The sequence below is a fragment of the Herbaspirillum sp. 1130 genome, assembly GCF_017833835.1.
Classification (GTDB): domain Bacteria; phylum Pseudomonadota; class Gammaproteobacteria; order Burkholderiales; family Burkholderiaceae_D; genus Herbaspirillum; species Herbaspirillum huttiense.
The window spans coordinates 968088-994451 of sequence record NZ_JAFICQ010000001.1; the positions used below are offsets into that span (position 1 = coordinate 968088).

The window sequence follows — 26364 nt, forward strand, 5'->3', positions numbered from 1 at the left end:
GCGCGGACCTTGTATGGAGGCAAGGTCCGCAGCCCGGCAGCTCAGTGCTGCATGCCCCAGCGGCGGATGGTGCGCTTCTCGATCTGGGCGAAGATCAGGTTCTCCACCACCAGGCCGATGATGATCACGAAGAACAGGCCCGAGAAGACATTGGCCGTTTCCAGCTGGTTGCGGTTTTCGAAGATGTACCAGCCCAGGCCGCCCGCCCCCGAGGACACGCCAAAGACCAGCTCGGCTGCGATCAGCGTACGCCAGGCGAAGGCCCAGCCCACCTTGAGGCCGGTCAGGATGCTGGGGAAAGCGGCCGGGATCAGGATCGATTTCACCAGCGAGAAGCGGCGCAATCCATAGTTCTGGCCGACCATGCGCAGCGTGTTGGACACCGCCCGGAAGCCGCCATGGGTATTGAGCGCCACCGCCCACAGCACCGAGTGCACCAGCACGAAGATGATGCTGCCGGTACCGAGACCGAACCAGATCAGCGCCAGCGGCAGCAGCGCAATGGCCGGCAGCGGATTGAACATCGAGGTCAGCGTCTCCAGCAGGTCATTGCCGATGCGCGAGCTGATGGCCACCGTCGTCAGCAGCCCGGCCAGCAGGATGCCCAGGCCATAGCCGACCAGCAGCGTCTGCATCGATACCGCCGCGCGCTGCAGCAGCACGCCGCTGCCGATGCCGGAGAGGAAGGCTTGCACCGTCTCGCTGAAGCTGGGGAAGAGCAAGGCATTGTCCAGCCAGCGGCCGTAGACTTCCCAGATCAGGGCCAGCACCAGCAGGATCACGGTCTTGCGCAGCCAGCCCATGCGATACAGGGACTCGAAGGCCGACAGCGGCCGCTGCACTTCGGCAGTGGCATGGGGATTGGGGTCCACTAGGATTTCCGGGCGGACGAAGGGCAGATTGGTTTGCATGATGAAGTCTCCGGCGCGGCTCAGTGATGGGCGAACAGCATGTCGTTGATGCGGGTTTCCAGTTCGGCCTGGGCAGCGGTGCCCAGCTGGCCGGGATCGATGCTGTTGAGTTCGGCGCGGACCTGGCCCGGGTGCGGTGTCAGCAGCAGGATGCGGGTGCCCACGCGGATCGCTTCTTCGATCGAGTGCGTCACGAAGAGCACCGTGAACTGGGTGTCGTCCCACAGGCGCAGCAGTTCATCCTGCATCTTGCGGCGGGTCAGTGCATCCAGCGCGGCGAAGGGTTCGTCCATCAGCAGCACGTCCGGCTCCATGGCCATGCCACGGGCAATCGAGACGCGCTGCTTCATGCCGCCGGAGAGCATGTGCGGATAGCTGTCGATGAACTTGGCCAGGCCGACCTTGCCGATGTAGTACTCGGCGCGCTCGGCGGCAGCCTTGCCTTGCAGGCGGCCACTGGCGTGCAGCGCGAACTCCACGTTCTGGCGCACCGTCTTCCAGGGCAGCAGCTGGTCGAATTCCTGGAACACCATCATGCGGTCCGGACCGGGCTCATGCACTTCCCGGCCCTTGAGACGGATCGCCCCCGAGGTCGGCTGCAGGTAGCCGCCGATGGCCTTCAGCAGCGTGGACTTGCCGCAGCCAGAGGGGCCCAGCAGGATGTAGCGGTCGCCCGGATGGACGTTGAAACTGACGTTCTGGGTAGCGGTGACCAGTGAATCGGTGGTTTTGTATTGCAGGGTGACGCGGTCGATTTCCAACAGCGGACGCGATGGGTCGAGGATAGCCGCAGCTTGGGCAGGGTCGCTCATGCCAGTCTCCAAATGATTTATAAGAATTATTGATGCTGGAACGGATGCTAGGCCGCCAAGCTGTAACGAATCTGACTAAATCCTGACGTCTTCTTTTCGTGAGCGGTTCGGACATACAATGACGACCTGCCCAAGCAGCGTCCAACAGCTGCGGCATCGAAAAACAACACTGGAGATCCCATGCGCATCCTGCTGGTCGAAGACACCGCCGACGTGGCCGAGGCCATCGTTTCCCACCTGGCCCGCATCGGCCACACGGTCGAATGGGAAAGCCACGGCGGCCACGCCGCGCGCCGCCTGGGCGAGGCCTTCGACCTGCTGATCCTGGACGTGATGCTGCCGCAGACCGATGGCTTCGCCCTGCTGGAGCAACTGCGCGCGCGCGGCCAGCACACGCCGGTGCTCATGCTCACCGCCTGCGGCGAGATCGAAGAGCGCGTGCGCGCACTGGACCTGGGCGCGGACGATTACCTGGTCAAGCCCTTCGACTTCCGCGAACTGGAGGCGCGCATCCGCGTGCTCCTGCGCCGGAGCGGCGGCGAATCGACCAACCTGCTGCACTGTGCCAACCTGTGCATCGACCGCAAGAGCCGCACCGCCACGCTGGACGGCCAGCCCATCGAGCTGACCCGGCGCGAGGTGACGCTGCTGGAAATCATTGCGGCAAGGCCGGGGCGCATCTTCAACAAGGATGAGTTGATGGATCGCCTCTTCACGGTCGACGACACGCCCAACGCCAACACGGTCGAGCAATACGTGGCGCGCCTGCGAAAGAAACTGGCCGCTGCCGCCTTCGAAATCCGCACCCTGCGCGGCCTCGGTTATCAGCTGGTGTTGCACGCCCCGGCCGCCGGTGAAGCTTCCGCGTCCACCCCGGCCGCTGCCCTGCACTGATGCTGGGCCGTTCGCCGCACGTCGTCGCCGGACGCTCGCTTTACACGCGGCTGGTGGTGCGCGTAGGCGCGGTGCTGCTGGTGAGCGCCGCCGTGCTGCTCATCGCCATCTGGATCTCGACCCAGCTGGCCGCGCGCCAGGCCTATGACCGCATCCTGGCCGGCAGTGCCTTGCAGATCGCCGAAAACACCTGGTACGACCATGGCGAGGTCAATGTCGATGTGCCGCTGGCGGCGCTGTCGATGCTGGGCACCGGGGACCATGCGATCTATGCGGTCTTCGATCCGCGTGGCCGGGTGATCGCAGGCGATGCCGAATTCCGTCCGGAGATTCCCTGGAACGAGCTGGAACAAGGCCCGCTGTTGCGCGACGGCGATTATCTGGGCACGCCGGTGCGCATGGCCATCATCGGGCGGCGCATGCCGGTCGACAGCGCCCATCCTTGGGCCGTGATCGTGCTGGCGCAGACCAACAACGCGCGCATGTCCTTTGCGCAAAGCCTGGGCGGCAAGGCGCTGGTGGTGATCGTGGCCATGAGCGCCCTGACGATTTTGGCAGCGATGTTCACCCTGTACCAGGCACTGGCGCCGCTCAAGCGCATCGAGGCGGCCATCCGTGAACGGGACCTGAACGATCTTTCACCCCTGTCGTTAACCGTGCCTGCCGAGACGCATGCGCTGGTGTCGGCCATCAATGCCTTCATGGAGAGGCTGGTGGTCCACCGCGCCACCATGCGCCGCGTGATCGGCGATGCCGCGCATCAATTGCGTACGCCCGTCACCGCCCTGGTGGCGCAGATGGAACTGCTGGCCACCGAGCCCAGCGAGGAGAAGCGCCAACGCCACTTGGCGCTGCTGCGCGAGCGCACGCGCCACCTGGGCGCGCTGGTGAACCAGCTCATCAATCACGCCATGGTCCAGCATCGCAATGACAGCCGCCTGCAGGAACGCATCGATCTGGCCGACCTGGTGCGCTCGCAGATGACGGAAGTGCTGTCCAATCGCGCGCGCACGCCGCACGACCTGGCGCTGGATGTGCCGCCCCTGCCCTGCCTGATCCAGGGCGACCCGATTGCGCTGGGCGAGGCCATCAAGAACATCCTCGACAACGCCCTGCAATACGGTGCGCCGGGGCTGTTGCACGTACGGCTGGACAGCGATGGCCAGCGCCATCGCCTGAGCTTCATCGATGACGGGCCGGGGATTGCTGCCGAGGATTGGGAGAGATTGCGCAAGCCCTTCGCCCCGCGCGGAGAGAACCGCATGGGGGCGAGCCTGGGCTTGTCCATCGTGGAAGAAGTCATGCGCGCGCATGCGGGCGAGATGCGCTTTGCTTACCTGCCCGACGGGCATTTTGCGGTCCTGCTGGATTTCCCGGCCTGGCAGGAGCCGGCCTGAGGCGCTGAGCGCGAATCAGCGCCCTATTTCCATTCCAGGATCGCATTGCGGCGATCCAGCCAATGTACCTTCACACTGCCGGGTGTCACCTTGCGTGCCGCGCAGGCGCTGGCCGCGAGCGCGAAGGAGGCATCGTAGTAACGTCCGCTGGCCGACGAGCGCAACGGCGTCTGCGGCGCATTGCGGGCAATCCAGTCAGCCGCATTGGTGCGCAGGAAGATCATGCAAGCGCTGCCACTGGTCTCGGCTACCTGGCAGGCGCAGCTGTTGCCGGAGGTGGTGATGGGTTCGCTCAGTGGCGGGTTGCGATTCAGCGCATCCGGCACCGGGACAGGGACCGGTACCGGAACGGGCACCCCCTGCTGCGGACCGTAATGGCCGCCCAGATCGCGGGTGGTGACCTGGGCCGTGGCCGGCAGGAGCAGCACGCCCAACAGCAGCGGCAGGCATCGGATCATGTTCATGGATGGTGTCTCCTCGCTGGCATCAGGTGTGTTCAGGCGCGGGCGCGCAGGCGATACAGGCTGGTGGTTTCCTTGCTGCGCGCAGCATGCAGCGGATCATCGCGATCGACTGCCTTGCCGTGGCGCGGCTTGATGTCGTGCCGTGCCAGCACTTCCAAGCCGGCCTGGGCAATCGCCTCGGCCAGCATGCCGGGGGCGCGCAAACCCAGGTGTTCGGCGAAGTCGGAGAGGATCAGCCAGCCTTCGCCCTGCGGGGTCAGGTGATCGGACAGTCCCTTCAGGAAGCCCAGCAGCATGCGGCTGTCCGGATCGTAGACCGCGTGTTCAATCGGTGAACTGGGACGCGCCGGCAGCCAGGGCGGATTGCAGACGATCAGCGGTGCGCGGCCTGAGGGGAACAGGTCGGCCTCCTGCAATTCGACCTGCGGCAAGACCCCCAGCCCTTGCAGGTTCTCGCGTGCGCAGTCCAGCGCGCGCGGGTCCATGTCGGTGGCGATGATCTTGCGCACGCCGCGCCGGGCCAGGACGGCGGAGAGCACGCCACTGCCCACGCCGATATCGAAGGCCAGTTCGGTCGAGGGCAGCGGGGCCTTGGCCACCAGGTCCACGTACTCGCCACGCACCGGCGAGAAGACGCCATACCACGGATGGATGCGGCTACCCAGTGCGCCGATCTCGACGCCCTTCTTGCGCCACTCATGCGCACCGATCAGGCCCTGCAGCTCGCGCAGCGAGACCGCAAAGGATGTGCCCTGCAGCGAGGGCGCATAGGCTTCGCGGCAGGCGGCCTGCACGTCGGGCGCACGGCGCAGCGGCACCACGAAACCGGGATCGACGGGAATGAGCAGCATGCCCAGGATGCGCGCGCGCTGCGCCTGCATCTGGCGATGATGATGGAAGGCTTGCGCCGGGCTCTCGGCGGTGGCCGCTTTGGATTTGCTCTTGGCCTGGGCGCGCTCGCGGGCGCGGTCCACACGTCGGCCCAGGGCTTGCAGCAGTTGGCGCGCATTCTGGAAGTCGCCGCGCCAGAGCAGGCCGGTACCCTCGCAGGCCAGCTTGTAGGCGGCATCGGCGGCCATCTGGTCGTCCCCCTCGACGACGCGCTTGGGGGGCGGATTGCCGGCCTCGGAATGCCAGCGCAGTTGCTGTGAAGTGGCACCGGTGGTCCAGGTGATGAAAGCGGAAGTGTCGTCGTGTGAGGTCATGAATCAGGGGATCAGCGAGCGCGGCACAGGAAGCGCCGCGCAAAAACAGCCGCCAGTGTAACAAAGCATGGCCTGTACTCGGCGCTGCCGGAACTTGTGCCTGGCAACCGTACCCAAACAGAAGAACTTGATGCCGGGCAAACCCCGGCACCTTTTTTTGCCGGCCCGGGCGTGATGCGCCTATGATGGAGCCGGTCCATCACCGAAGGAGAATCCATGAGCGAGCCCATGCAAACCCCAGCGTTCGACCACCAGCGCCTGCTGGACATGGTCGGCCAGTTCGAGGCGGAATTGCAGAAACTGCCCGCTGGCAGCACCGAAGCCGACCAGCTGCGCGAAGACATCGCCCGTCTGCGCCAGCACCTGAGCGAACCGCAGCCGCATGCGGGACAGGTCGGCGATACCTGGCACTCCCTGCGCCGCGCCGCCGACAGCCTGGAAAACCAGGTGCTCAAAGACAGTCCCTACATCACCGAGATGGGGCGCATCATCGGCCTGATCTGATTTTTCAGCGCATGAACGGCTGCAACGGCCGATCACTAACCGCCTGTCGCTGGAATGCCGCAGGCGGTTTTGTTTTCAGGTGGTCGGTAGCAATTCGATCATCTTGCATGGCTTATTCTCCAAAATCCGTACAAAATATTCTGCCATAGCAGAATTTGTCACTCGATTTCCCGAAATACGCTCCACCGCAATAAAAAATTCTATTTTGATAGAATATTGAGTGAATTCAGCCATTGAGAAACCTGATATTCTTCTATAGCAGAATACGGAGGGCATATGGCAAAGCCAGAATATTTTGGAAAAATCAACGAAGCAGCAGGTTTCGGCGCTGCCATCCGGGCCGCACGTAAAGCAGCCGGGATGCGAATTGCCGACGTTTGCGCACTGGCGGACGTGTCCATCCAAACCCTGAGTGACATTGAATCGGGCAAGCCGACGGTCAGCATCGGCAAGATGCTTGATGTGGCGGATTGCCTGGGCGTTTCGTTCTTCTCGGTCTCGGCAGAAGAACGGCACACTGCGGAGAAAGAACTCCCGCGCTTGTTCCCGGCGTGGCATCGATGAGCATGTTCCTCAACATCTGGATGGGTGGAGTGCGGGTCGGCGAGCTTTGGCACCACACCGATGAGAACCTGTTTTCCTTGCGCTACGACGAGGCCTGGACGCAATCCGGCCATGCCTTGTCACCGGCCCTCCCCCTGATTCGTCCCGAAGCAGAAAGCAGGGAACGTCACAGCATGGAGGTGCGCAATTTCTTCCAGAACCTGCTTCCGGAAGGAAAGGCGCTGGACGACGCCGTGGCCACCTACCATCTTTCCAAGTCGAACCTGGCGGGTCTGCTGCATGCACTCGGCCGCGAGTCGGCGGGCGCGCTGGTCTTCACCGCCAACGCCGTTACGCCCCACGACAAGGACGAGCGACAAGCCAGGCGACTGTCATCGGAGGAACTTTCCCAGCGCATCCGGGCCCGGCCGGAGCATCCTTTCACGGTGTGGGATGGCCGGGTCAGGCTGTCCATCGCCGGTTATCAGGACAAACTGGCCGTCCTCCAGCAGGGCGATGTGTGGTTTCTGCCGGAAACGCTGCAACAGTCCTCCACCCACATCCTCAAGCCGGAGCCGGTCAGCCGGCAGCTCGCGGGCATGACCACCAACGAACTGATGTGCATGCTGCTGGCAGGCGCGGTGGGCGTCAGGGCGGCTGGGGTGAGACTGGCGCACGTACCGGAGCCGGTACTGGTGGTGGAGCGATTTGATCGTGTCCACGCCCGGGGGGACATGCAAGCAGCGCAGGCCGACGGCACGCAAGTCTTGCGCCGGCAATGCATAGACGGCTGTCAGGCCTTGGGACTTCCGGTCGACTTCAAATACGAACGGCCCTTTGGGGATGGCGATGACGTCAAGGAGATACGCGATGGCGCCTCGCTCAAACGCTTCTTCCGTTTGCTTGGCGACCGTGACCTCATGCACTCGACCGGCCCCGCCAAGCTTGCCTTCCTGCGCTGGCTCATCTTCCAGGTATTGATCGGCAATACCGATGCGCACGCCAAGAACCTGAGCTTTTTCAGCGATGCCAATCGGCTTGTACTGGCGCCCGCTTATGACATGGTGTCGGGATTGGCGCTCATTGACGCTCAGGTGGCCGACCAACTGGCGATGGCGGTGGGCGACAATTTTGATCCGCGCACCATTCGTGCTTTCGACTGGGCCTTGATGGCGCATGAGTGCGCCCTTGCACCGAGGCTGGTCGTCAATGCGCTCAAGGAGCTGGCTACGCTCAGCCTGAAAAAATTGCCGGACATCTGCCACGAAGTGCTGGCGCAGGGAGGAGACCCGCGCATGACGCAGCGCGTGGCGGGCGTCGTGCAATCGCAATGCGAAGCAGCCTTGGCCTGTGCGAAGGATATCCTGGCCGTCAATCCGGCCTACCTTTGATCGGACAAATCGGACAAAAAAACTGCCTGTCGCAGCCAGGGCGACGGACAGTTTTCGTTTTGGATCACGGCGTATCAATGCGCCGGCAGCGGAATCCACTCAGTCTCACCGGGAATATCCGGGAACACGTTCTTGTCACGTCCATTCCAGGCCAGCTTGGCCGCTTCGATCTTCTCGCGCGAGGTCGCCACGAAATTCCACCACACGAAGCGCGGACCATCCAGCGGTGCGCCGCCCAGGATCATGAACACCGTTTCTCCCACGGCCTTGAGCGCCACTGCCGCACCCGGGGCCAGAATGGCCAGCGTGCCCGGCTCCATGCGCTCGCCGTCCAGCGTCACGTCACCGCGTACCACGTAGACCGCGCGTTCCTGTACGTCGGCGGCAATCTCCAGCTCGGCGCCTTGCGTGGTGCTGCCCGCCACATACAGCGTCGGGCTGGCCGTGGCCACCGGCGAGCTCACGCCGAAAGCCGAACCCGCCAGCACGTGCAGACGGGCGCCGCCCACTTGCGCCTCAGGCATGTCCTCCGAGGCGTAATGACGGAACAGCGGGTCGCTGTCTTCCTGCTCGACCGGCAGGGCCACCCACATCTGCAGGCCATGCACCGGCACCTTCTGCTCGCGGATATCGTCGGGGATACGCTCTGAATGGACGATGCCGCGTCCCGAAGCCATCCAGTTGACCGCCCCCGGGGTGATGCGCTGGACCACGCCCAGGCTGTCCCGGTGCATCATGGCCCCCGAAAACAGGTAAGTCACGGTGGCCAGGCCGATGTGGGGATGCGGACGGACATCGCCTTCGGTGGTGCCGGCATCGAATTCCACCGGCCCCATATGATCGAAAAAGACGAAGGGACCGACCGTGCGTGCAGCCGCCGCCGGCAGCAGGCGCCGCACCGGAAAACCGATGTCGCGAGTCAGGCCGTGGATCTGGTGAAGAATGTTGCTCATGGTGCTCTCCTGTGGCGGCGGGCGCACTTGGCTGCCCGCCGCTGGGGTTCGGATGAATCAAGGGTTCAGAAACGACCGGCGCGGAAATCGTCGATGGCGGCTTCCACCTGTTCGCGGGTATTCATCACGAACGGGCCCCACTGGGCAATCGGTTCATTCAAGGGCTTGCCGGCAATCAGCAGGAAGCGGCTGGCCTGCTCGGCCCGCACCGTCACACCGGCGGCGCCCGCCACGTTGGACAGCACGGCCATGCGACCAGCCTCGGCGGCACGGGTCTCGCTGCCAGCCGCACCTACGGCCAGCTTGCCTTCATACACGTAGAGGAAAGCATTGTGCGTGGCCGGGATCGGCAGGTCCAGCGTCACGCCGGATTCCAGCTTCAGGTCCAGATACAACGGCTCGGTGGTCTCGCGGCTGATGGCGCCAGCCACGCCAAAGGCGGTCCCGGCCAAGACGCGGACCTTCACGCCCGCTTGCGGCTCGGTCTCGGGGATACCTGCCGAGGGGATATCCTGATAGCCGGGATCGGTCATCTTGTCCTTGCCCGCCAGGTTCACCCACAGCTGGAAGCCGCTCATGAGGCCGTTTTCCTGTTCCGGCAACTCCGAGTGCACCAGGCCACGGCCGGCCGTCATCCATTGCATGCCGCCCGGTTCCAGCAAGCCTTCGTTACCGGCATTGTCGCGGTGGCGCATGCGGCCGGCCAGCATGTAGGTCACGGTTTCGAAGCCGCGATGCGGGTGGTCGGGGAAACCCGCCAGGTAATCGCTGGGCTCGTCCGAGTGGAAGGCATCCAGCATCAGGAACGGGTCCAGGCGGCGCTGCAGGTCGTGGGTCAGCACGCGGGTGAGGCTTACGCCGGCGCCATCCTGGGTAGGGATGCCGTTGACCAGGCGTTCGATTTGACGGGTGTAGGGGGTGCTCATGCTTGTCTCTCCTGTAGAGGCCCGCACGTCGTGGGCGCGGGCCGGTGAATCATGGTCGATGGTTGGAACGGGTGGCCATCAGGCTCAACGGCTTTCTTCCGGCTGGGCTTGCGGGTCGATCGAGGACACCAGCAACAGTGCACCGATCAGGGCCACGTTCTTGAGGAAGTGAATCATCTGGCCTTGGGCGGCAGCGCCTTCGAGCGTCCAGAAATGATGGGCCGACAGGGTTGCGCCGACGGTGAAGAGCGCAATCACCAGCGACACCGGACGCACGCCGCGACCGGTCATCAGCAGCAAGCCGCCGCCGACTTCGACCAGGATGGTGACCAGCACGGCCAGAGTCGGTACCGGCAGGCCCAGGCTGCCGAAGTAGCCGACCGTGCCGGCAAAGCCGACGATCTTGAAAATGCCCGAAATGACGAACAAGGAAGCCAGCAGGACGCGGCCAATACGGAAAGTGGTGAAGTTGGTAATCATGGTAAGCCTCTCTGATGTTGGGTGAACGACGATGTTTGAATTGTGATGCCGTGGTGCCTTGAATCTTGTTGTTGCCTGACGCCAATCTCTGACCGGCTCTCGCGCTGTGCTCTGCCCGGTGATGCATTCGCTGCAGCCAGTGACGACAGAATAGGCAAGTTCGCCTTCGGCTAAAACTGATTATCTTTTTATAATCATGATCTAAATTTTAGATATAGTTGGCACTTTCTTATTTCATCGTAGCTTGAGGGCCTTATGAATATTGAGCGTCTGTCGCTGGATCAGTTGCGGGTTTTCGTGCAGGTGGCCGACAGCGGCAGCTTCCTGGCCGCCGCGCGCAAGCTGTCGCGGGCGCAGTCGGCCGTCAGCTATGCCATCGCCACGCTGGAGGATCAGTTGGGCGTGCTGCTGTTCGACCGCAGCGGCTACCGGCCACAGCTGACCAGCCCCGGCGTGGCCCTGCTGGCCGATGCCCGGCAGGTGCTGGATCACGTGGATTCGCTGCAGGTGCGGGCCAATTCCTATGCGCGCGGGCAGGAACTTGAAGTGTCACTGGCGGTGGATGTGTTTTTTCCTACCGATTGTCTGGTGGACCTCCTGCAGCGCTTTCGCGTGGCCTTCCCGGCGGTGACCGTACGACTGGAGGTGGAAGCACTGGGGGCGGTGGCCGAGCGCGTCATTGACGGACGCTCCATGCTGGGCATCCTGGGGACACTGCCGACCACGCCGCCCAACCTGCTGCGCATCACGCTGCCCAGCGTGCAACTGGTGGCGGTGGTATCACCGGACCATCCGCTGGCCAAGGTAAAGGGAAGGATTTCCGAAAAGCTCCTGCAGCAGCAAACCCAGCTGGTGCTGTCCGACCGCAGCGAACTCACTGCGCGTCAGGATTTCTCGGTGCACTCGCGGCTGACCTGGCGCATGAGTGATCTCGGCACCAAGCACGCCCTGCTGCGTGCCGGCATGGGCTGGGGCAACATGCCGCTGCACGTGGTCAAGAATGACCTGGACCGCGGCCGGCTGGTCAGCATCAGCACCATCCACCATCCGCCGCAAGGAGCGGAACTACCGATCCAGTGTGTTTACAAACCGGACCATCCGGCTGGCCCGGCCCTGTCGTGGTGGCTGGATTCGCTGGCAGCGTTGACTGCATTGACGGCGCTGTCGCCAGACGACCCGACACAGCCATGATTACAAGCCAAAGCTGATAATGTTGGTTTATCGTATTTAAACGATAAATACTAAAAACAAGACATTTCTTATATTGTAATTTTATCGTTCTTACCCTATATTTTCCTCAACAGCCGCGCAGCCTGGCCATCCGCCATGCGCACCGTTGCGGCTGCATCCTTGTCTTGAGGAAAACTTCATGGCCAACGATTTTCCCATCAGCCTCTCCATCCAGTTGCGCGAGCATCTGCGTGCCTTGCGCAAGCAGCGGCACATGACCCAGGCGCAACTGGGCGAGCGCATCGGCATCAGCCAGGCGCGCATTGCCGAGATCGAAGCCAATCCGGGTGCCGTGAGCGTGGAGCAGATGCTGTTGCTCCTGTCGACACTGGGGGCCGGTCTCAAGCTGCATGTCCACGCGGCAAACAAGCCGGTCGATGCGGTCGGGGAAGATGGAGCTGTCTACATCCCCTCACGCAAACAGGGCTCCTGGTAATGCTGCATGCCTGGATGAACGGTGAGCTGGTCGGTACCTGGAGCGTGGAACGCCAGGTGCATCGCTTCCGCTATGCGCCCACGTGGGTGCGCTCGTCGCATTTCCGTCCATTGTCGCTGTCCCTGCCGCTGACCGCCTCGGGCGAGCTGCGCGGCGACAGCGTGCGCAACTATTTCGACAACCTGCTCCCGGACAACGCCGATATTCGCGAACGGCTGCGGCAACGCTATCGCCTGCCCTCCACTGAAGTCTTCGACCTCTTGCAGGCCTTGGGACGCGACTGCGTCGGCGCCCTGCAACTGCTGCCACCGGACCAGGAACCGCAAGGCTGGCGCAGCATCCACTGCGAGCGTCTGGATGAGGCGATGCTCGAACAACTGCTGTATGCCCTGCCCTTGTCTTCCCCCCCGGCCAGCGCACAGGAAGATGCGCTGCGCATCTCGATCGCAGGTGCACAGGAAAAGACCGCTCTGACCTGGCATCGCGGCAAGTGGTGCCGTCCTCTGGGTGCCACGCCGACCACCCACATCATCAAGCTGCCGCTGGGCCTGATCGGCGGCGTGATGCAGCGGGTCGATGCGGGCGACTCGGTCTACAACGAATGGCTGTGCTCCCGCATCCTGGCAGCGATGGGTCTGCCGGTGGCCCCGGCGCGGGTGGAACATTTCGGGCGTCATACGGTGCTGGCGGTGGAGCGTTTCGACCGCGTCAGGATGAAGGAGGGCTGGATCGCCCGCCTGCCGCAGGAGGATTTCTGCCAGGCCTTCGGCCTGCCACCGACGATGAAGTATGAAAGCCAGGGCGGTCCCGGCCTGAACCAGTGCCTGGGCCTGCTCAATGCCAGCAGCCAGGGCGGCGACAAGACGTATTTCCTGCTGGCGCAACTGGCCTTCTTCCTGCTGGCGGCCACCGACGGCCATGCCAAGAATTTCTCGCTGCACCTGCATGCGGGCGGCCGTTACGAGATGACGCCGCTGTATGACGTGCTGTCGATGTGGCCCTACTTCGGCAAAGGGCCGAACCAGTTCCGCGCCCGGCAGGCCGGTCCTGCCATGCTGCTGCGCGGACGCAATCCGCATCGCCACTTCCATACCATCGAAGCCCGCCACTGGCGGCAGCTGGCCTTGCAGCACGGCGGTGAACCGGTGTGGCAGGCGATGCTGGCGCTGGTGCAAGGCGCCGAGCATGCCCTGGCGGTGGCCGAAGGCGAACTGCCGGACGACTTCCCTGCACGCACCTGGGAGCGCATCAGCGAGGGAGTCCGACACCACCAGGAACGTTTCCTGCGCGGTGTGGGGCAGTAGATCACTGGGCCGCGAAGCGCTCGCGGTATTGCCCCGGGCTCACCCCCAGCTGGCGCAGGAAGACCCGCCGCAGGTTCTGTTCTTCCCCGTAGCCGGACTGGCTGGCAATGCGCTTGAGCGGCAGCCGGGTTTCTTCCAGCGCCCGGCGCGCCGCCTCCAGCCGCATCAGCTCGACCGTGCGCGCCGGCGTGCGGCCGGTCTCGGCCACATACAGCCGCGCGAAGGTACGCGGACTCATGTTGGCCTGGCGGGCCAGGTTCTCGACCCGCAGATCCGCTTCCAGATTGCCGGCGATCCAGGCATGCAGCTCGGCAAACCGGCCCGCCCCGGTGGCCTGTGAAGCCAGCGGCGTGCTGAATTGCGATTGTCCGCCCGGACGCTTGATGAACATCACCAGCTGGCGGGCCGTCGAAATGGCGGCGGCGTGGCCCAGGTCCTGTTCCACCAGCGCCAGTGTCAGGTCGATACCGGCGGTGACGCCCGCCGAGGTCCAGATGCGGCCCTGGCGGATGTAAATGGGCTCGCCATCCACTTCCAGTGCGGGATAACGCTGCTGCAAATCTTCGGCCGAATCCCAGTGCGTCGTCACCCGCAAGCCGTCCAGCACGCCCGCCTCGGCGAGGTGGAAAGCACCGGTGCAGACCGAACAGACGCGCCGGGCCAGCGGCGCGGCCGCGCGGATCCACGCGACCAGGGCGGGATCGATGCGGAAGCTGTCCCCCACGCTGCCGCCGGGCGAAATCAAGGTGTGCAGTTCCTCAGCGCGCAGCAGCGCGTCCAGCGCAGACAGCGCTTGCGTCAACACCGGCAGGCCGGCGCTGGTGGTCACCGCGCCGCCCTCTGCCGAGGCCACATGCAGGCGATAGACTTCACGGCCTTGCAGGCGGTTGGTGGTCGCCAGCACCTGCATCGGGCCGGCAAGATCCAGCAGGTTCATGCCGCCATAAGCCAGCAGCACCACATTGCGCGGGGCCTGTGCGGCCTGCGCGGAAAGGACGGGGTTCATTGGAATCATGCTCCGATGTTAGCGCAGGCCCGTCACCAGCGCCGTGCGCGCAGTACGCTGGGCCCACATCCAGCGCAGCGTGACCAGCGCCGACACCAGCAGCACCGGCAGGATGGCCGCATTGAGCGTTTCCCAGCCGAAGCGGGCCAGCAAGGGACCGGCACCCAGCGTGGCCAGCGCCGTCGCGGCATAGCGCATCAACTCGGCCAGCCCCTGGGTCTTGGCGCGTTCCGATGGGGTATAGGACTGCGCCAGCAAGGTAGTGCCACCGACGAACATGAAATTCCAGCCCACGCCCAGCAGCAGCAAGGCAACATAGAAAGCGGGCAGCGTGGTCGAGAGCATGGCGATGACGGCGCAGCCGAGGTTCATGCCCAGCCCTGCCAGCAGCACCGGTCCCAGGCCGAAGCGCTGGATCAGGCGTCCGGCAAAGAAGGAGGGAGCGTACATGCCCATCAGGTGCCACTGGATGATGGCCGCACCATCATCAATGCCGTGATGGCAGGCCACCGCCGCCAGGGGTGCGGCCGTCATGATGAACATCATCACCATGGAGCCGGCCACGTTGTTGGCAACCGAGGCCATGAAGACCGGCGTACGTGCAATGGCCGATAGCGGGCGCGCGGGGGCGAGGTCAGATTGCGACTGCGCAACGGCCGCCGGTTCGGCCTGATCCCGATAGAACAGCACCAGTACCAGCACCGACAACAGCCCCATGAGCGCCACCACCAGATAGGCCCCGGCAAACAATGCCGTCGGGAACCAATCCTTGCTCCAGGCCGCCAGGGCCGGGCCGACCAGGGCCGCGATGACGCCCCCGGCCAGCACGGTGGAAATGGCACGGCTCTTGGCCGCTTCGGCGACCGCATCGGCGGCCGCCAGCCGGTAATACTGCGCAAACGCCTGAAATACACCGACCAGCGCCGTGCCGACGCAGAAGAACCAGAACTGCCCATGCCAGACCGACCACACCGAGATCAGCCCGCCGACACAGCAATTGGCCGCTCCCAGCACGAAGGACCAGCGGCGACCCAGGCGCTGGATCAAGAACGCCGCAAACCAGGTCACCACGGCACCGGCGACCGTGATGAGGGCGAACGGCAAGGTTGCCAGCGCCTTGTCCGGAGCGAGTTGCCAGCCGGTCAGCGCGGTCAGGGTCAGGTCGATCGAGATGGCGCAGGTGAACAGGCCCTGGCACAAAGCCAGGATGGCGGCATTGCGGCTACCGCCATGGGAATCGGCGGACAAGGAGGCGCGCATGGATTTGCTCCGAAGGGTCAATGATGGAAAAATTGTCGGATTCCCACCCGCTTGGCGTCAATGACACAAGACCTTCAATTTCTGCCAAGCCCACATGACAGGACTTCCATGCTGATCCAGGCTCATCAATCCGCCCTGCTGGTGATCGATCCCCAGGAAAAACTCTTGCCCGCCATCCACGAGGGCCAGGCCGTGCTGGCGCAGACCGTGCGCATGGCCGCCATTGCCGGCCTGCTCGGGGTGCCGGTCATCGCCACCGAACAAAGGCCGGACAAGCTCGGCCACAACCATCCGGATATTGCCCGCCTGTGCGACAAGACGCTCTCCAAGCAGCATTTCGATGCCTGCGCGGACGGCCTGCTGCCGGTCATACCACCGGCCGTACGGCAGCTCATCGTCGCCGGTTGCGAAGCCCACATCTGCGTGCTGCAGACTGCGCTTTCCCTGCTGCAACAGGGCTACACGGTGCTGCCCCTGCTGGAGGCCTGCGGCTCGCGCCGTCCGCTGGACCGCGACGCCGCCTTCGAGCGCATGCGCGCCGCCGGTGCCATCCCGGTCACACTGGAGATGGTCGCCTACGAATGGCTGCGGCACAGCGCACATCCGCAGTTCCGGGCGGTCCTGAAACTGGTGAAATAACCGGGCCCGCCAAGCGCAAACAGGGTGACGTAACCGAAAAGCAAGTTTCCCCTTGCTCCGATGAAAGTTTTGATTGCTCCCCCTGCGTATGCGTTTTGCAGGCAAGAACTGTGGTAAAAGTACGGGAAAAATAGCTGCGCAGCTGCATGACAATGTGGCGCATCACAAATCATCACGCCAAGACCTGGCCAGCCGACGCCGCCACAACATAGAGGAAAATCCAACGCTTATGTCCAGCTTACCTGCCCACACGCCCATTCATTCGCCGCCTCCGCTCACCCTGCACGCCCTGCGCGCCAGCTGCTCGGCCTGCAGCATGCACCAGCTGTGCCTGCCGATGGGGCTGGACCAGGGCGACATGCAGCGGCTGGAACAGGTCATCAACCGCCGCCGCAAGGTCAAGCGTGATGAAAGCCTGTACCGCCTCAACGACAAGTTCGACATGCTCTACGCCATCCGCCTGGGCCATTTCAAGACCTTCCAGGGCAATACCAATGGCGGCCAGCAGATCACCGGTTTCCAGATGGCCGGCGAATTGCTGGGCATGGATGCCATCGGCGCCGGGCACCATCTGTGCGAAGCCGTGGCACTGGAAGACAGCGAAGTCTGCGAGATTCCGTTTACGCGCCTGGAAGAATTGTTCCGCGACATGCCCACGCTGCTGCGCCAGTTCCATCGCATGATGAGCCTGGAGATTTCGCGCGAGCAACGCGTCATGCTGACCCTGGGCAGCATGACCGCGCAGCAGAAGATGGCGGCCTTCATGCTCAACCTGTCCTCGCGCTACGCCAGCCGTGGCTATTCCTCGACCCGTTTCCAGCTGCGCATGACGCGCGAGGAAATCGGCAACTACCTGGGCCTGGCCGTGGAATCCGTGAGCCGGCTGCTGACCAATTTCAAGAAAACCGGCGTCATCGAAGTCAACCATCGCGACGTCGAACTGTGCGACCTGCCTGCCCTGCGTGCCATCGCGCTGGGCAGCGATCCCTGCGCCTGACCATACCGGCACCCTCCAGCCCCTTGCCGGGGCACGGGGGGCTGAGGTTAGAATGGCCGGATGACAGAACGACACTCTTCTCCCTCTCCCTCCCTCCAGCGTTTCCTGCGCGCCCGCATGGCGCGCGACCACCATCTCGGACTGCCGCTCACCACGGGCCTGATGGCCGCGCTGGCCACGGTGATGCTGTTCGCGCTGATCGCCTACGAAGTCAGCAGCAAGGGTGCGCTCACGCGACTGGATCAGCAACTGGCGGACTGGTTCAACCAGCATGCCTTCTCGCCCCTGACCGAACTGGTCCTCGGCTATACGCATCTGCATGGCACCATCGGCGTGCTGGCCATGGGCGCACTGCTGCTGTGGCACATGGTCCGCAAGCAGCGCTGGGCCTGGGTCACCGACCTGCTGCTGGTGCTGCCCGGCGGCATGCTGTGCAATTTCACGCTCAAGCACATCTTCGCACGCCTGCGTCCCAGCTTTGAGGATCCCATCCTGGTACTGCACAGCTACAGCTTCCCCAGCGGACACACCATCGGCGCCACCCTGCTCTACGCCATGCTGGCCGCCTACCTGCTCAACCAGCCGGGCGTGACGGCCGCCATCGGTGCGCGCCTGAAGACCGGCGAGCGCGGCGTGCAGGCCGCCGTCATCGGCGCAGCCCTGCTGCTGGTGGCGCTGACCGCTTTCAGCCGGGTCTACCTGGGCGCGCATTTCCTGAGCGACGTACTGGGTGCGATGCTGCTGGGCACGGCCTGGTTCGCGCTGTGGACGACCGTGGTTTTCACCTGGCAGCGGCACTATTACGCGCAGCCGCGCTCCAACGGGCTCTGAAACCACCTTCCTACTCGCCTGCGGATGACAGAACAAGACATGACCCAGGAATTGCCCGCCAGCCAGGGCCGCCCCGACGTGGTGGCCGCCATCAACGCCCGTGCCGGTGGCGGCCACGCCGAGGAACTGGCCGCGCACATCACCGAAGAGTTCGCCCGTCACGGCCTGCACGCCGTGGTGCATCTGGCGCGCAGCGGCGAAGACATGCTGGAGGCCGCCCGCGATGCCGTGCGCAACAAGATCGCGGTGGTCGCCGTGGGCGGCGGCGATGGCAGCGTCAATGCCGTGGCCTCGACCCTGCTGGCCGATCCACACTGCGAGAGCGCGCTGGGCGTGTTGCCGCTGGGCACGCTGAATCACTTTGCCAAAGACCTCAACATCCCGCTGACGCTGGACGAGGCCATCGCCAACATCGCCACCGGGCGCAAGCTGCGGGTCGACAGCGGTGAGGTCAATGGCGCGCCCTTCATCAACAATTCCAGCCTGGGTCTCTATCCCGACATCGTGCGCGAACGTGAAAAGCAGCAGGCTCGCCTGGGCCGTGGCAAATGGCTGGCCTTCACCTGGGCCGCCATGGGCGCGCTGCGGCGCTATCCCTTCCTGCGCGTGCGGCTCTCCATCGACGGCAAGGAACACTGGCGGCGCACGCCCTTCGTCTTCATCGGCAACAACGAGTACCTCATGAGCGGCCTGGACATCGGCAAGCGCTCCACCCTCACCGACGGCCAGCTGAGTCTGTACGTGTGCCACCGCACCGGCCGCCTGGGCCTGCTGCGACTGGCCCTGCATGCACTGTTCGGCCGCCTGCGTGAAGCGCATGACTTCGATGTACTGACCTGCAGCGAGATCCATATCGAGACGCACAAGAAACGCATGCGCGTGGCCACCGATGGCGAAGTCAACCTGATGCAGACACCGTTGCACTACCGTATCCGTCCGGCCTCCTTGACCGTGATCGTGCCGCAGCTCGCCGCCCCGCAAGCGGCCGCCCCCCGCGAACCCGGCCTGCTCGACAAACTGCTGGGGGAGAACTGATGCGTACCCTCATTCATCTGTCGGACCTGCATTTCGGGCGCACCGATCCGGAGATCCTCGAACCGTTGATCGCCCAGATCCACGAGCTCAAGCCGGACCTGGTCGTCGTTTCGGGCGACCTTACCCAACGCGCGCGCAGCATCCAGTTCAAGCAGGCCAGGGAGTTTCTCAATGCGCTGCCGCAGCCCCAGCTGGTGGTGCCGGGCAATCATGACGTTCCGCTCTTCAACGTGGCGGCGCGCCTGCTGCAGCCGCTGCGCAAGTACAAGCGCCACATCACGGCCGATCTGCAGCCGCGCTACGTGGACGAGGAAATCGCCGTGGTCGGCATCAATACCGCACGTTCCCTGACCATCCAGGATGGCCGCGTGAACGACAGACAGATCGAACACGCGCGGCGCGAACTGGCTGGCGTGGGCGATCACCTGGTCAAGATCATCGTCACCCATCATCCCTTCGACCTGCCGCCCGGCCCGCAGCATCACGGCTTGGTCGGCCAGGCGGTACCGGCCATGCGTGCCTTCGCGCTGTGCGGCGCCGACCTGCTGCTGGCAGGTCACGTGCATACCAGTTCGGCCGTGAGCAGCGCCGGGCGCTATCACATTCCTGGCTATTCGGCGTTGGTGGTGCAGGCGGGTACGGCCACCTCCACCCGTGGGCGCGGCGAAAGCAATTCCTTCAACGTCTTGCAGGTGGAAGCACACCAGATCGTGGTGCATCGGCTGGGCTGGAAGCCCGATGTGAAGAGTTTTGCGCTGGCCGCGTCGCAGACCTTCGTGCAACGCGGCAGCGAGTGGTTCGAGCAGACCGCCGATGGCCTGCTCAGTGAATGATCAGACCGTCGCGCGGCGTGCGCGGGAATAACGGATCACATCCACCAGCAGGAACAGCAACAAACTGGCCCCCATCAACGGCAGGCTCCAGCCCAGCAGCAGGGCCAGCACAGCCAGCGTCAGGCGTTGCAGGGGCGCCAGGCGCATCACCGCCTGCGTCAACGGAGCCAGGCTGGCACCCGCCGCCGGGCGGCGCCGCCACCACATGACGTAGCCCAGCACGATGAGCCCGGTCAGGGCCACGCCGAAGAGGGCCATCAGGATCTGGTTCGCCACGCCGAACAGCACCCCCATGTGCGCATCCACACCCCAGCGGATCAGCTTGGCGATCAATGGAAAATCAGCGAAATCGGCCCGGCTGGTAATGGCCATGCGGTCGGCATCGATGGCCACCGTATCGACCTGGGTCGGCCAGGAGCGATCCACCTCCCGCACCACCCAAGCCTGCTGGGCCGAGCGCGGTGGGCGGATTTCGATCTCGGAGGAGTCGATGCCACCCGCGCGGGCGATCTGCTGCACCATGTCGAAACGGGCCGGGTCACTGGCCTCCGGCATGGGCATCTGCATGCCATGTGCGCCCATGTGATCGGCGTGTTCGCCCATGGACATGGCCGGGGCACCGGCCTGCAATTGCGTCGAGACCGAGGGCGTGATCCAGCCCAGCTGAGTGCGCATCTGGCTCACGCGCTCACCGGCCCAGCGTGACCAGGTCAGGCCGGTAGCCGAGAAAAACACCAGCCCCAACACGATCCACAGCCCTACGAGGGCATGCAGCCGGCGCGCGTTCATGGGACGCGGCGCGCGCACCGTACTGCCAGCGCGGCGCTGGCGACCTCGCCACCACAGCCACACTCCGCCCAACGCACCCAGCCACAGCCATGAAGCGGCCAGCTCGCTGTAGTTGCGGCCGAAGTCGCCCAGCATCAGGTTGCGGTGCAGGTAATCCAGCGTAGTGCGCAAAGGCAGCACGCCGCTGGTGCCATAGACGATCAGGTCGCCCTTGACCTGCAGGCTGACCGGATCGACGAAGATGGCCCGGCTTTCCGAGTCGCCCAGACCGGGCTGGCTGAACATCACGCGGGTATTCCATCCCTCCGCCTTGGCCGGGCGCACCGCGAACAGGCGCGCCTGCGGCCCCAGGAAGGCCTGCGCGGCCTTCACCTGTTCGGCCAGCGGCCGGGCCTCGCCCCGGCTCTGGTTGGTGAGCTGCGAGGCGTAAAGATGCGATTCGATCTGCGGGGTGAGCACGTACAGCGTACCGGTCAGCGCCGCCACCAGGATGAAGGGGCCGACGAACAGGCCGATGTAGAAATGCAGGCGCAGCAGCACCGCATGCAAGGCGGAGCGGTGGGCATCGCCAGTACGAGCGGTCGCGCTGGCGGCGTTGGCGGTGCCATCGCCGGCGGGCTGGAAGGAGGTGGTCATGGCTGCGGGCGGGGAGCGCCGGAAACGGAAACAGGCTCGCGATTGTAGGCCGTACGGCCGTCCCTGCGAATGTGGCAATTTGTCGCAGCCCCAATGAAAAAGAGCCGACGGAACAAATTCCGTGCGGCTCTTCCTGCCTGTGACCTGCGGCACCGTGGCAACGGCGCGCGGCGGGATCACATGGGATTTTCGTCGATCCAGTCGCCCGAAAAATCGAGGATGTAGGCAATCGCCTCGTCTTCGGTATCGAACTCATTGGTGGGCGCCTTGCGCTGGTAGCGCAGCTTGCCGCTGCCATCCTTGCCTTCGTGAATCACGAAGCAAGCCATGAATTTGCCGTTGTCGAGCTTCTTGATCTCCGGGATGACGGCGTTTCCCTTGTACGGGAAGATCTGGGACATGTGATGAAACCTCCTTGTTGCGAGGCGACATGCTAGCACAAGCCGGGCTTTCCTTCCCGCCGACGGCCACTGGCAACCCCTCTCTCAGATGCGTGACCGGCGCGCACACCGCACCCACTATTTGCAACAAGGTTGCATTTATGAGATATTCGCAACTCAGTTGCATTTATGAGATATTCGCAACTCAGTTGCATTTATCTCGAGAAATCTGTCATCAGTTTCACTGATGGCATCGCTTGCTCCTCCACCCTTACGCTGATTTCACACTCGCCATGACCTCCCTCCAACGCCAGCCCGGCGACCGCCGGCTTCCCGTGACGGTGCTCTCCGGTTTCCTCGGTGCCGGCAAGACCACCCTGCTCAACCACATCCTGCACAACCGCGAAGGCCGGCGCGTGGCGGTGATCGTCAATGACATGTCGGAAGTCAACATCGATGCCGCGCTGGTGCGTGATGGCGGTGCGGATCTGTCGCGCACGGAAGAAAAACTGGTGGAAATGAGCAATGGCTGCATCTGCTGCACCCTGCGCGAAGACCTGTTGATGGAAGTGCGCAAGCTGGCCCGCGAGCGCCGTTTCGACCAGCTGGTGATCGAATCGACCGGCATTTCCGAACCGCTGCCGGTGGCCGAGACGTTTACTTTTACCGATGAAGAGGGAGCCAGCCTGGCCGATGTGGCGCGGCTGGACACCATGGTCACGGTGGTGGACGCCTTCAATTTCCTCAAGGACTACAGCTCCCAGGACAGCCTGCAGGAGCGTGGCGAATCGATGGGCGAGGAAGACAGCCGTACCGTGGTCGACCTGCTGATCGAGCAGATCGAGTTCTGCGACGTGATCGTGCTCAACAAGCTGGACCTGGTCTCGCCGCTTGATCTGGAGCGCCTGCACGCCATCCTGCACAAGCTCAATCCGCGTGCGCGCATCGTCACATCGGAGTTTGGAAAGGTCGCGCTGGACCAGGTCCTCAACACCGGCCTGTTCGATTTCGAACAAGCCAGCCAGGCCCCGGGCTGGCTGCAGGAACTGCGTGGCGAGCACGTCCCGGAGACCGAACAGTACGGCATCACCAGCTTCGCCTGGCGCGCGCGCCGGCCCATGCATCCGCAGCGCTTCCACGATCTGGTCAACAGCGAATGGCCGGGCGTGGTGCGCTCCAAGGGTTTCTTCTGGCTCGCCACCCGCCCGGCCCATGCGGGTTCATGGTCGCAGGCCGGTGCCGTCTGCCGCCACGGGCTGGCCGGCAAATGGTGGGCCGCCGTGCCGCGCGAGAAGTGGCCGCAGGATCAGGAGTCCATCGACTTCATCCTCGAACAATGGGATGACAACGTCGGCGATGCCCGCCAGGAACTGGTGCTCATCGGCATGGACATGGATCAGGCCGCATTGACGGCCAGGCTGGAAGCCTGCCTGCTGACCGATGCCGAGATGGCGCAAGGTCCGATGGGCTGGGCGCGCATGGCCGATCCCTTCCCCGGCTGGGAGTGATCTGCATGACCCTCATCAGCAAGCGCAATTCCTTGCCCGACGTCGCCCGCGATGAACCCGCCAGCATCGCCCTGCCCCTGCAATGGGTAGGCATGTGCGGCATCGCCCTGCCGCTGCGGCTGGCCGACGGCACGCCCCTGCCGGCCAGCGCCGAAGTGGCGGTGGACCTGCCCGATCCGCAGGCCAAGGGCATCCACATGTCGCGCTTGTACCTGCTGCTGGACGCCTTCGCCGCTCGATCGCGGCTGACGCCGGCCGCTGTGCATGAACTGCTGCGCCAGATGCGCGAGAGCCACGCCGATTGCCAGTCGCGCGCCGCCTTGCTGCGGCTGGACTTCGCCTTGCTGCAGCAGCGGGCCGCGCTGGTCACGCCGGAGCTGGCGGGATGGAAGAGCTATCCGGTCACGCTGACGGCGCAATTGCGCGATACCACGCTGGCGCTCCGCTTGCAGGTGCGCATCGCCTATTCCTCCACCTGCCCCTGCTCGGCCGCCCTGTCGCGACAGGCCCTGCAGGATGCCTTTGCCGCCGACTTCGCGCAGCACGAGGCCATCGGCCGCGATGCCGCGCTGGGCTGGCTCGCCCGCCATGCGAGTCTGGCCACACCGCACAGTCAGCGCAGCGAAGCGGAGCTCAGCATTGCCATCACCGGCGATGCCGCGCAGTTCCCGCTGTTGGAATTGATCGATACCGCCGAAGCCGCACTGGGCACGGCCGTACAGACCGCCGTGCGGCGCGCGGATGAGCAGGCCTTTGCGCTGGCCAATGGGGCCAACCTGATGTACGTGGAGGATGCTGCGCGCCGACTGCGGCAAGCACTGGAAGCGCGCTTTGCTGCCTGCTCCGTCCGCGTGTCGCACTTCGAAAGCCTGCATGCGCACGACGCCGTGGCGACTGCCGTGACACCCGGCTGGCAGGAGCTGCTGCGCTGATCCCGGCGGCGGCGACTGGCAGCGCCGCCCGAACCGGGGTATCGTTGCCCTTTCTGCTTCCTGTGCATGCCACCCGATGACGTCCGACTCCCTTCCTTCTTCCCTGCGCAGGCTGCAATATGCGGCCTTCACGCCCGGCCCGCGCCTGCTGATCCTCGGTGCCGTGCACGGCAATGAAACCTGCGGCACCCAGGCCATCACCCGCCTGCAGCGTGAACTCGACAGCGGGCAACTGCGCCTGCAGCGCGGCCTGCTGACGCTGGTGCCGGTGACCAATCCGCTGGCCTATGAAAAACAGCAACGCCAGGGTGACCGCAATTTGAACCGCAACCTGCGCCCGCATCCGGCCCCCGCCAACTTCGAGGACCAGCTCTGCAACGTGCTGTGTCCGTGGATCGATGAACACGAGATCCTGCTCGACCTGCATTCCTTCCATACCGGCGGCATGCCCTTCGCCATGCTCGGCCCGGAAGACAATGACGGCGAGGTCGAACCCTTCGCGCATGCCGCCGCCGAAGCACGCATGGTCGCGCACCTGGGCTGCCAGCGCGTGGTGGAAGGATGGATGGGGGCCTATGTGCGCGGGGTGGAACGCCGCCGCCAGCAAGGCCATGCGGTCTCGCCCGACCTGCTGGACCGGCAGTATGGCGTGGGCACCACCGAATACGCGCGCAGCAAGGGTTTATACGGCGTGACCCTGGAATGCGGCCAGCATGATGATCCGCAAGCGCCGGAAGTCGCCTATCGCGCGATCCTGCAGACGCTGGCACTGCACGGCATGATCGATGCGCCCCCGCAGCCGCCGGTGGCGGATATCCAGCTGATCCGCCTGGTGGACGTGATCGACATGGAACATGCCGAGGACCGCTTCACCCGTGACTGGTCCAGCTTCGACCGCGTGCAGCAGGGTGAAGTGATCGGCCACCGGCACGATGGCCAGGCGGTGCTGGCAGCGGGCGACGGCTACATCGTCTTCCCCAATCCGCGCGCCTTGCCGGGCAATGAATGGTTCTACTTCGGGGTCGACAGCCAGCGCCGGCTGTGACCTCGCAAGCGCTTCAGCAATCCAGCGCGTAGAAGCGGGTATCGACCACCATCACCGGGAAAGCGGGCGGCAGCGTGCTCTTCTCGATGAGCCGGAAACCGTTTTTCTCGTAGAAGCGATGCGCCGCCAGGAACTTGTCCGTGGTACCCAGGAAGATCTGGCGCACGCCCTGCGCACGCGCCCAGGCGATGGCCCCTTCCAGCAGGCGCGCGGCGGTGCCGTGCTCCTTGCCGCGATGGCTGGCCGCCACGAACATCTTGCGCAGCGCGACCTGGGCGTTGCCGATATCGAGCAGGGAAATGGTGCCGACCACCTTGCCACCATCAACCGCCACCCAGAAATTGCCGAGGCCCTTCTGGTAGAAACCGGCAATATCCTTCAGGTCGGGCTGCCCTTCCAGCGTGATGGGAATACCGAACTCTTCCTGCTGGATGGGCAGGATGACCTCGACCACGCCCTGTGCGTGTTCCGGGCGATAGACTTGAATCTCGATCATGGCAATTCTTTATAAATGATTTAAAACGTTATTTAAGTTCATTTCCGGGCGTCAGCTCCCAGCAGCGGGGGCTGTGGGCGAAACCGATATGGCTGTAGTAGTCGGTGGCATCGGGGGCGGCCAGCAACCGCAGGCGGCAGCGCGGACCGAGGCGGCTGCGGGCGGCGCGGATCAATTCCTTGCCGATGCCCCGGCGCTGGTACTGCTCATCGACGGCCAGCTCCGACATATAGCAGGCGTAGACGAAATCGGTGACGCAGCGCGCCACACCGACCAGCAATTCGCCATCCCAGGCGGTCGCGGTCAGGCTGGCATGGGTGACCATGGCCTCCATGCATTCGCGGTCCTCGAGCGGACGGCGCGGGCCCAGCGAAGTACGGGAAAGAATGTCGATGAACTGATCGGCGGTCAGGCGAAGGTCGGTACGGTAGACGATGGACATGGGCGCAGGCGGACGTGACGACGAAGCCGGTCACGTTAACACAAAACGCCGCAGGGCATGCAGCGCTGCGGCGTCCGTTGTGCTT

Annotated in this window: 29 protein-coding genes; 16 read left to right on the top strand and 13 right to left on the bottom strand. The window is 64.4% G+C overall.

Annotation, left to right across the window (positions count from 1 at the left end):
- Positions 1-41: 41 nt before the first annotated feature.
- Both JOD78_RS04215 and JOD78_RS04220 read right to left on the bottom strand, forming a co-directional pair.
- On the bottom strand, positions 42-911 hold the full coding sequence (locus JOD78_RS04215; protein WP_034335868.1) for an ABC transporter permease: 870 nt from the start codon (positions 909-911) through the stop codon (positions 42-44).
- Positions 912-931: 20 nt separating this feature from the next.
- Positions 932-1723 (bottom strand): ABC transporter ATP-binding protein, encoded by a 792-nt coding sequence (locus tag JOD78_RS04220; RefSeq protein WP_134136471.1) that lies wholly within the window; start codon positions 1721-1723, stop codon positions 932-934.
- A 180-nt stretch (positions 1724-1903) separates the two neighbouring features.
- On the opposite strand from JOD78_RS04220, the gene JOD78_RS04225 reads away from it, so the two are divergent.
- Both JOD78_RS04225 and JOD78_RS04230 read left to right on the top strand, forming a co-directional pair.
- Positions 1904-2617 carry a response regulator transcription factor gene (locus JOD78_RS04225; protein ID WP_134136473.1) on the top strand — a complete coding sequence of 238 codons (714 nt, stop codon included), beginning with the start codon at positions 1904-1906 and terminating at the stop codon, positions 2615-2617.
- Complete coding sequence (locus JOD78_RS04230) at positions 2617-4014, top strand: sensor histidine kinase (RefSeq protein ID WP_121045628.1); 1398 nt, start codon at positions 2617-2619, stop codon at positions 4012-4014. Before JOD78_RS04225 ends, JOD78_RS04230 begins: the two co-directional genes overlap by 1 nt.
- A 23-nt stretch (positions 4015-4037) precedes the next feature.
- On the opposite strand, the gene JOD78_RS04235 is transcribed toward JOD78_RS04230, so the two are convergent.
- Positions 4038-4478, bottom strand: a complete 441-nt coding sequence (locus tag JOD78_RS04235; RefSeq protein WP_121045629.1) for a hypothetical protein — start codon at positions 4476-4478, stop codon at positions 4038-4040.
- Between the two features lie 32 nt (positions 4479-4510).
- Positions 4511-5683: a class I SAM-dependent methyltransferase gene (locus JOD78_RS04240; protein ID WP_209569665.1), complete on the bottom strand. Its 1173-nt coding sequence runs from the start codon at positions 5681-5683 to the stop codon at positions 4511-4513.
- A 216-nt stretch (positions 5684-5899) separates the two neighbouring features.
- Here JOD78_RS04240 and JOD78_RS04245 point away from each other — a divergent pair, with 216 nt between their 5' ends.
- The 3 genes from JOD78_RS04245 to JOD78_RS04255 all read left to right on the top strand — a co-directional run bounded on the left by JOD78_RS04245 (position 5900) and on the right by JOD78_RS04255 (position 8121).
- Positions 5900-6187 (top strand): hypothetical protein, encoded by a 288-nt coding sequence (locus JOD78_RS04245; RefSeq protein ID WP_034335895.1) that lies wholly within the window; start codon positions 5900-5902, stop codon positions 6185-6187.
- A 276-nt stretch (positions 6188-6463) separates the two neighbouring features.
- Positions 6464-6751, top strand: coding sequence for a helix-turn-helix transcriptional regulator (locus tag JOD78_RS04250; protein ID WP_121045632.1), 288 nt, complete (start codon positions 6464-6466; stop codon positions 6749-6751).
- Positions 6752-6753: 2 nt separating this feature from the next.
- Positions 6754-8121 carry a HipA domain-containing protein gene (locus JOD78_RS04255; RefSeq protein ID WP_204726478.1) on the top strand — a complete coding sequence of 456 codons (1368 nt, stop codon included), beginning with the start codon at positions 6754-6756 and terminating at the stop codon, positions 8119-8121.
- A gap of 74 nt (positions 8122-8195) precedes the next feature.
- On the opposite strand, the gene JOD78_RS04260 is transcribed toward JOD78_RS04255, so the two are convergent.
- The 3 genes from JOD78_RS04260 to JOD78_RS04270 all read right to left on the bottom strand — a co-directional run bounded on the left by JOD78_RS04260 (position 8196) and on the right by JOD78_RS04270 (position 10480).
- Entirely contained in the window at positions 8196-9074 is an 879-nt protein-coding gene (locus JOD78_RS04260; protein ID WP_134136475.1) for a pirin family protein, read from the bottom strand.
- Between the two features lie 65 nt (positions 9075-9139).
- Positions 9140-10000, bottom strand: a complete 861-nt coding sequence (locus JOD78_RS04265) for a pirin family protein (RefSeq protein ID WP_134136477.1) — start codon at positions 9998-10000, stop codon at positions 9140-9142.
- A gap of 84 nt (positions 10001-10084) precedes the next feature.
- The gene (locus JOD78_RS04270) at positions 10085-10480 is read right to left on the bottom strand and encodes a DoxX family protein (RefSeq protein WP_121045636.1); all 396 of its coding nucleotides are present in this window, start codon (positions 10478-10480) and stop codon (positions 10085-10087) included.
- 255 nt (positions 10481-10735) lie between these two features.
- On the opposite strand from JOD78_RS04270, the gene JOD78_RS04275 reads away from it, so the two are divergent.
- From JOD78_RS04275 to JOD78_RS04285, 3 genes are all read left to right on the top strand, one after another.
- Positions 10736-11671, top strand: a complete 936-nt coding sequence (locus JOD78_RS04275) for a LysR family transcriptional regulator (protein WP_121045637.1) — start codon at positions 10736-10738, stop codon at positions 11669-11671.
- Between the two features lie 178 nt (positions 11672-11849).
- The gene (locus JOD78_RS04280; RefSeq protein WP_204726481.1) at positions 11850-12146 is read left to right on the top strand and encodes a helix-turn-helix transcriptional regulator; all 297 of its coding nucleotides are present in this window, start codon (positions 11850-11852) and stop codon (positions 12144-12146) included.
- Positions 12140-13450 (top strand): HipA domain-containing protein, encoded by a 1311-nt coding sequence (locus tag JOD78_RS04285; RefSeq protein ID WP_085946212.1) that lies wholly within the window; start codon positions 12140-12142, stop codon positions 13448-13450. The genes JOD78_RS04280 and JOD78_RS04285 overlap by 7 nt, the downstream gene beginning before the upstream one ends.
- Position 13451: 1 nt before the next feature.
- Here the strand turns inward: JOD78_RS04285 and JOD78_RS04290 are convergent, their stop codons facing one another.
- Both JOD78_RS04290 and JOD78_RS04295 read right to left on the bottom strand, forming a co-directional pair.
- Positions 13452-14456: a GlxA family transcriptional regulator gene (locus tag JOD78_RS04290; protein WP_121045640.1), complete on the bottom strand. Its 1005-nt coding sequence runs from the start codon at positions 14454-14456 to the stop codon at positions 13452-13454.
- A gap of 18 nt (positions 14457-14474) precedes the next feature.
- Positions 14475-15716: an MFS transporter gene (locus JOD78_RS04295; protein WP_209569663.1), complete on the bottom strand. Its 1242-nt coding sequence runs from the start codon at positions 15714-15716 to the stop codon at positions 14475-14477.
- A gap of 108 nt (positions 15717-15824) precedes the next feature.
- On the opposite strand from JOD78_RS04295, the gene JOD78_RS04300 reads away from it, so the two are divergent.
- The 5 genes from JOD78_RS04300 to JOD78_RS04320 all read left to right on the top strand — a co-directional run bounded on the left by JOD78_RS04300 (position 15825) and on the right by JOD78_RS04320 (position 20051).
- Positions 15825-16355: an isochorismatase family protein gene (locus tag JOD78_RS04300; RefSeq protein ID WP_121045642.1), complete on the top strand. Its 531-nt coding sequence runs from the start codon at positions 15825-15827 to the stop codon at positions 16353-16355.
- A 229-nt stretch (positions 16356-16584) separates the two neighbouring features.
- On the top strand, positions 16585-17352 hold the full coding sequence (gene fnr, locus JOD78_RS04305; protein ID WP_209569661.1) for a fumarate/nitrate reduction transcriptional regulator Fnr: 768 nt from the start codon (positions 16585-16587) through the stop codon (positions 17350-17352).
- Between the two features lie 60 nt (positions 17353-17412).
- Positions 17413-18183, top strand: a complete 771-nt coding sequence (locus JOD78_RS04310) for a phosphatase PAP2 family protein (protein ID WP_121045644.1) — start codon at positions 17413-17415, stop codon at positions 18181-18183.
- 24 nt (positions 18184-18207) lie between these two features.
- Positions 18208-19218, top strand: coding sequence for a diacylglycerol kinase family protein (locus JOD78_RS04315; RefSeq protein WP_121045645.1), 1011 nt, complete (start codon positions 18208-18210; stop codon positions 19216-19218).
- Positions 19218-20051: a metallophosphoesterase gene (locus JOD78_RS04320; protein WP_134136479.1), complete on the top strand. Its 834-nt coding sequence runs from the start codon at positions 19218-19220 to the stop codon at positions 20049-20051. Before JOD78_RS04315 ends, JOD78_RS04320 begins: the two co-directional genes overlap by 1 nt.
- Here JOD78_RS04320 and JOD78_RS04325 read toward each other — a convergent pair whose 3' ends face one another.
- Together JOD78_RS04325 and JOD78_RS04330 are read right to left on the bottom strand one after the other, a co-directional pair.
- Positions 20052-21476, bottom strand: a complete 1425-nt coding sequence (locus tag JOD78_RS04325; RefSeq protein WP_209569659.1) for a PepSY-associated TM helix domain-containing protein — start codon at positions 21474-21476, stop codon at positions 20052-20054.
- Positions 21477-21652: 176 nt separating this feature from the next.
- Positions 21653-21877 carry a hypothetical protein gene (locus tag JOD78_RS04330; RefSeq protein ID WP_034331366.1) on the bottom strand — a complete coding sequence of 75 codons (225 nt, stop codon included), beginning with the start codon at positions 21875-21877 and terminating at the stop codon, positions 21653-21655.
- 272 nt (positions 21878-22149) lie between these two features.
- Between JOD78_RS04330 and zigA the strand changes: the two genes are divergently transcribed.
- From zigA to JOD78_RS04345, 3 genes are all read left to right on the top strand, one after another.
- A complete protein-coding gene (zigA, locus tag JOD78_RS04335) occupies positions 22150-23364 on the top strand; it encodes a zinc metallochaperone GTPase ZigA (protein WP_121045648.1) in 1215 nt (404 codons plus the stop codon).
- A gap of 5 nt (positions 23365-23369) precedes the next feature.
- A complete protein-coding gene (gene folE2, locus JOD78_RS04340; protein WP_199725147.1) occupies positions 23370-24296 on the top strand; it encodes a GTP cyclohydrolase FolE2 in 927 nt (308 codons plus the stop codon).
- Positions 24297-24372: 76 nt separating this feature from the next.
- Positions 24373-25341 (top strand): succinylglutamate desuccinylase/aspartoacylase family protein, encoded by a 969-nt coding sequence (locus JOD78_RS04345; protein ID WP_121045649.1) that lies wholly within the window; start codon positions 24373-24375, stop codon positions 25339-25341.
- A gap of 13 nt (positions 25342-25354) precedes the next feature.
- On the opposite strand, the gene JOD78_RS04350 is transcribed toward JOD78_RS04345, so the two are convergent.
- Both JOD78_RS04350 and JOD78_RS04355 read right to left on the bottom strand, forming a co-directional pair.
- Positions 25355-25837 (bottom strand): GNAT family N-acetyltransferase, encoded by a 483-nt coding sequence (locus tag JOD78_RS04350; RefSeq protein ID WP_121045650.1) that lies wholly within the window; start codon positions 25835-25837, stop codon positions 25355-25357.
- A 28-nt stretch (positions 25838-25865) separates the two neighbouring features.
- The gene (locus JOD78_RS04355) at positions 25866-26279 is read right to left on the bottom strand and encodes a GNAT family N-acetyltransferase (RefSeq protein WP_121045651.1); all 414 of its coding nucleotides are present in this window, start codon (positions 26277-26279) and stop codon (positions 25866-25868) included.
- Between the last annotated feature and the right edge of the window lie 85 nt (positions 26280-26364).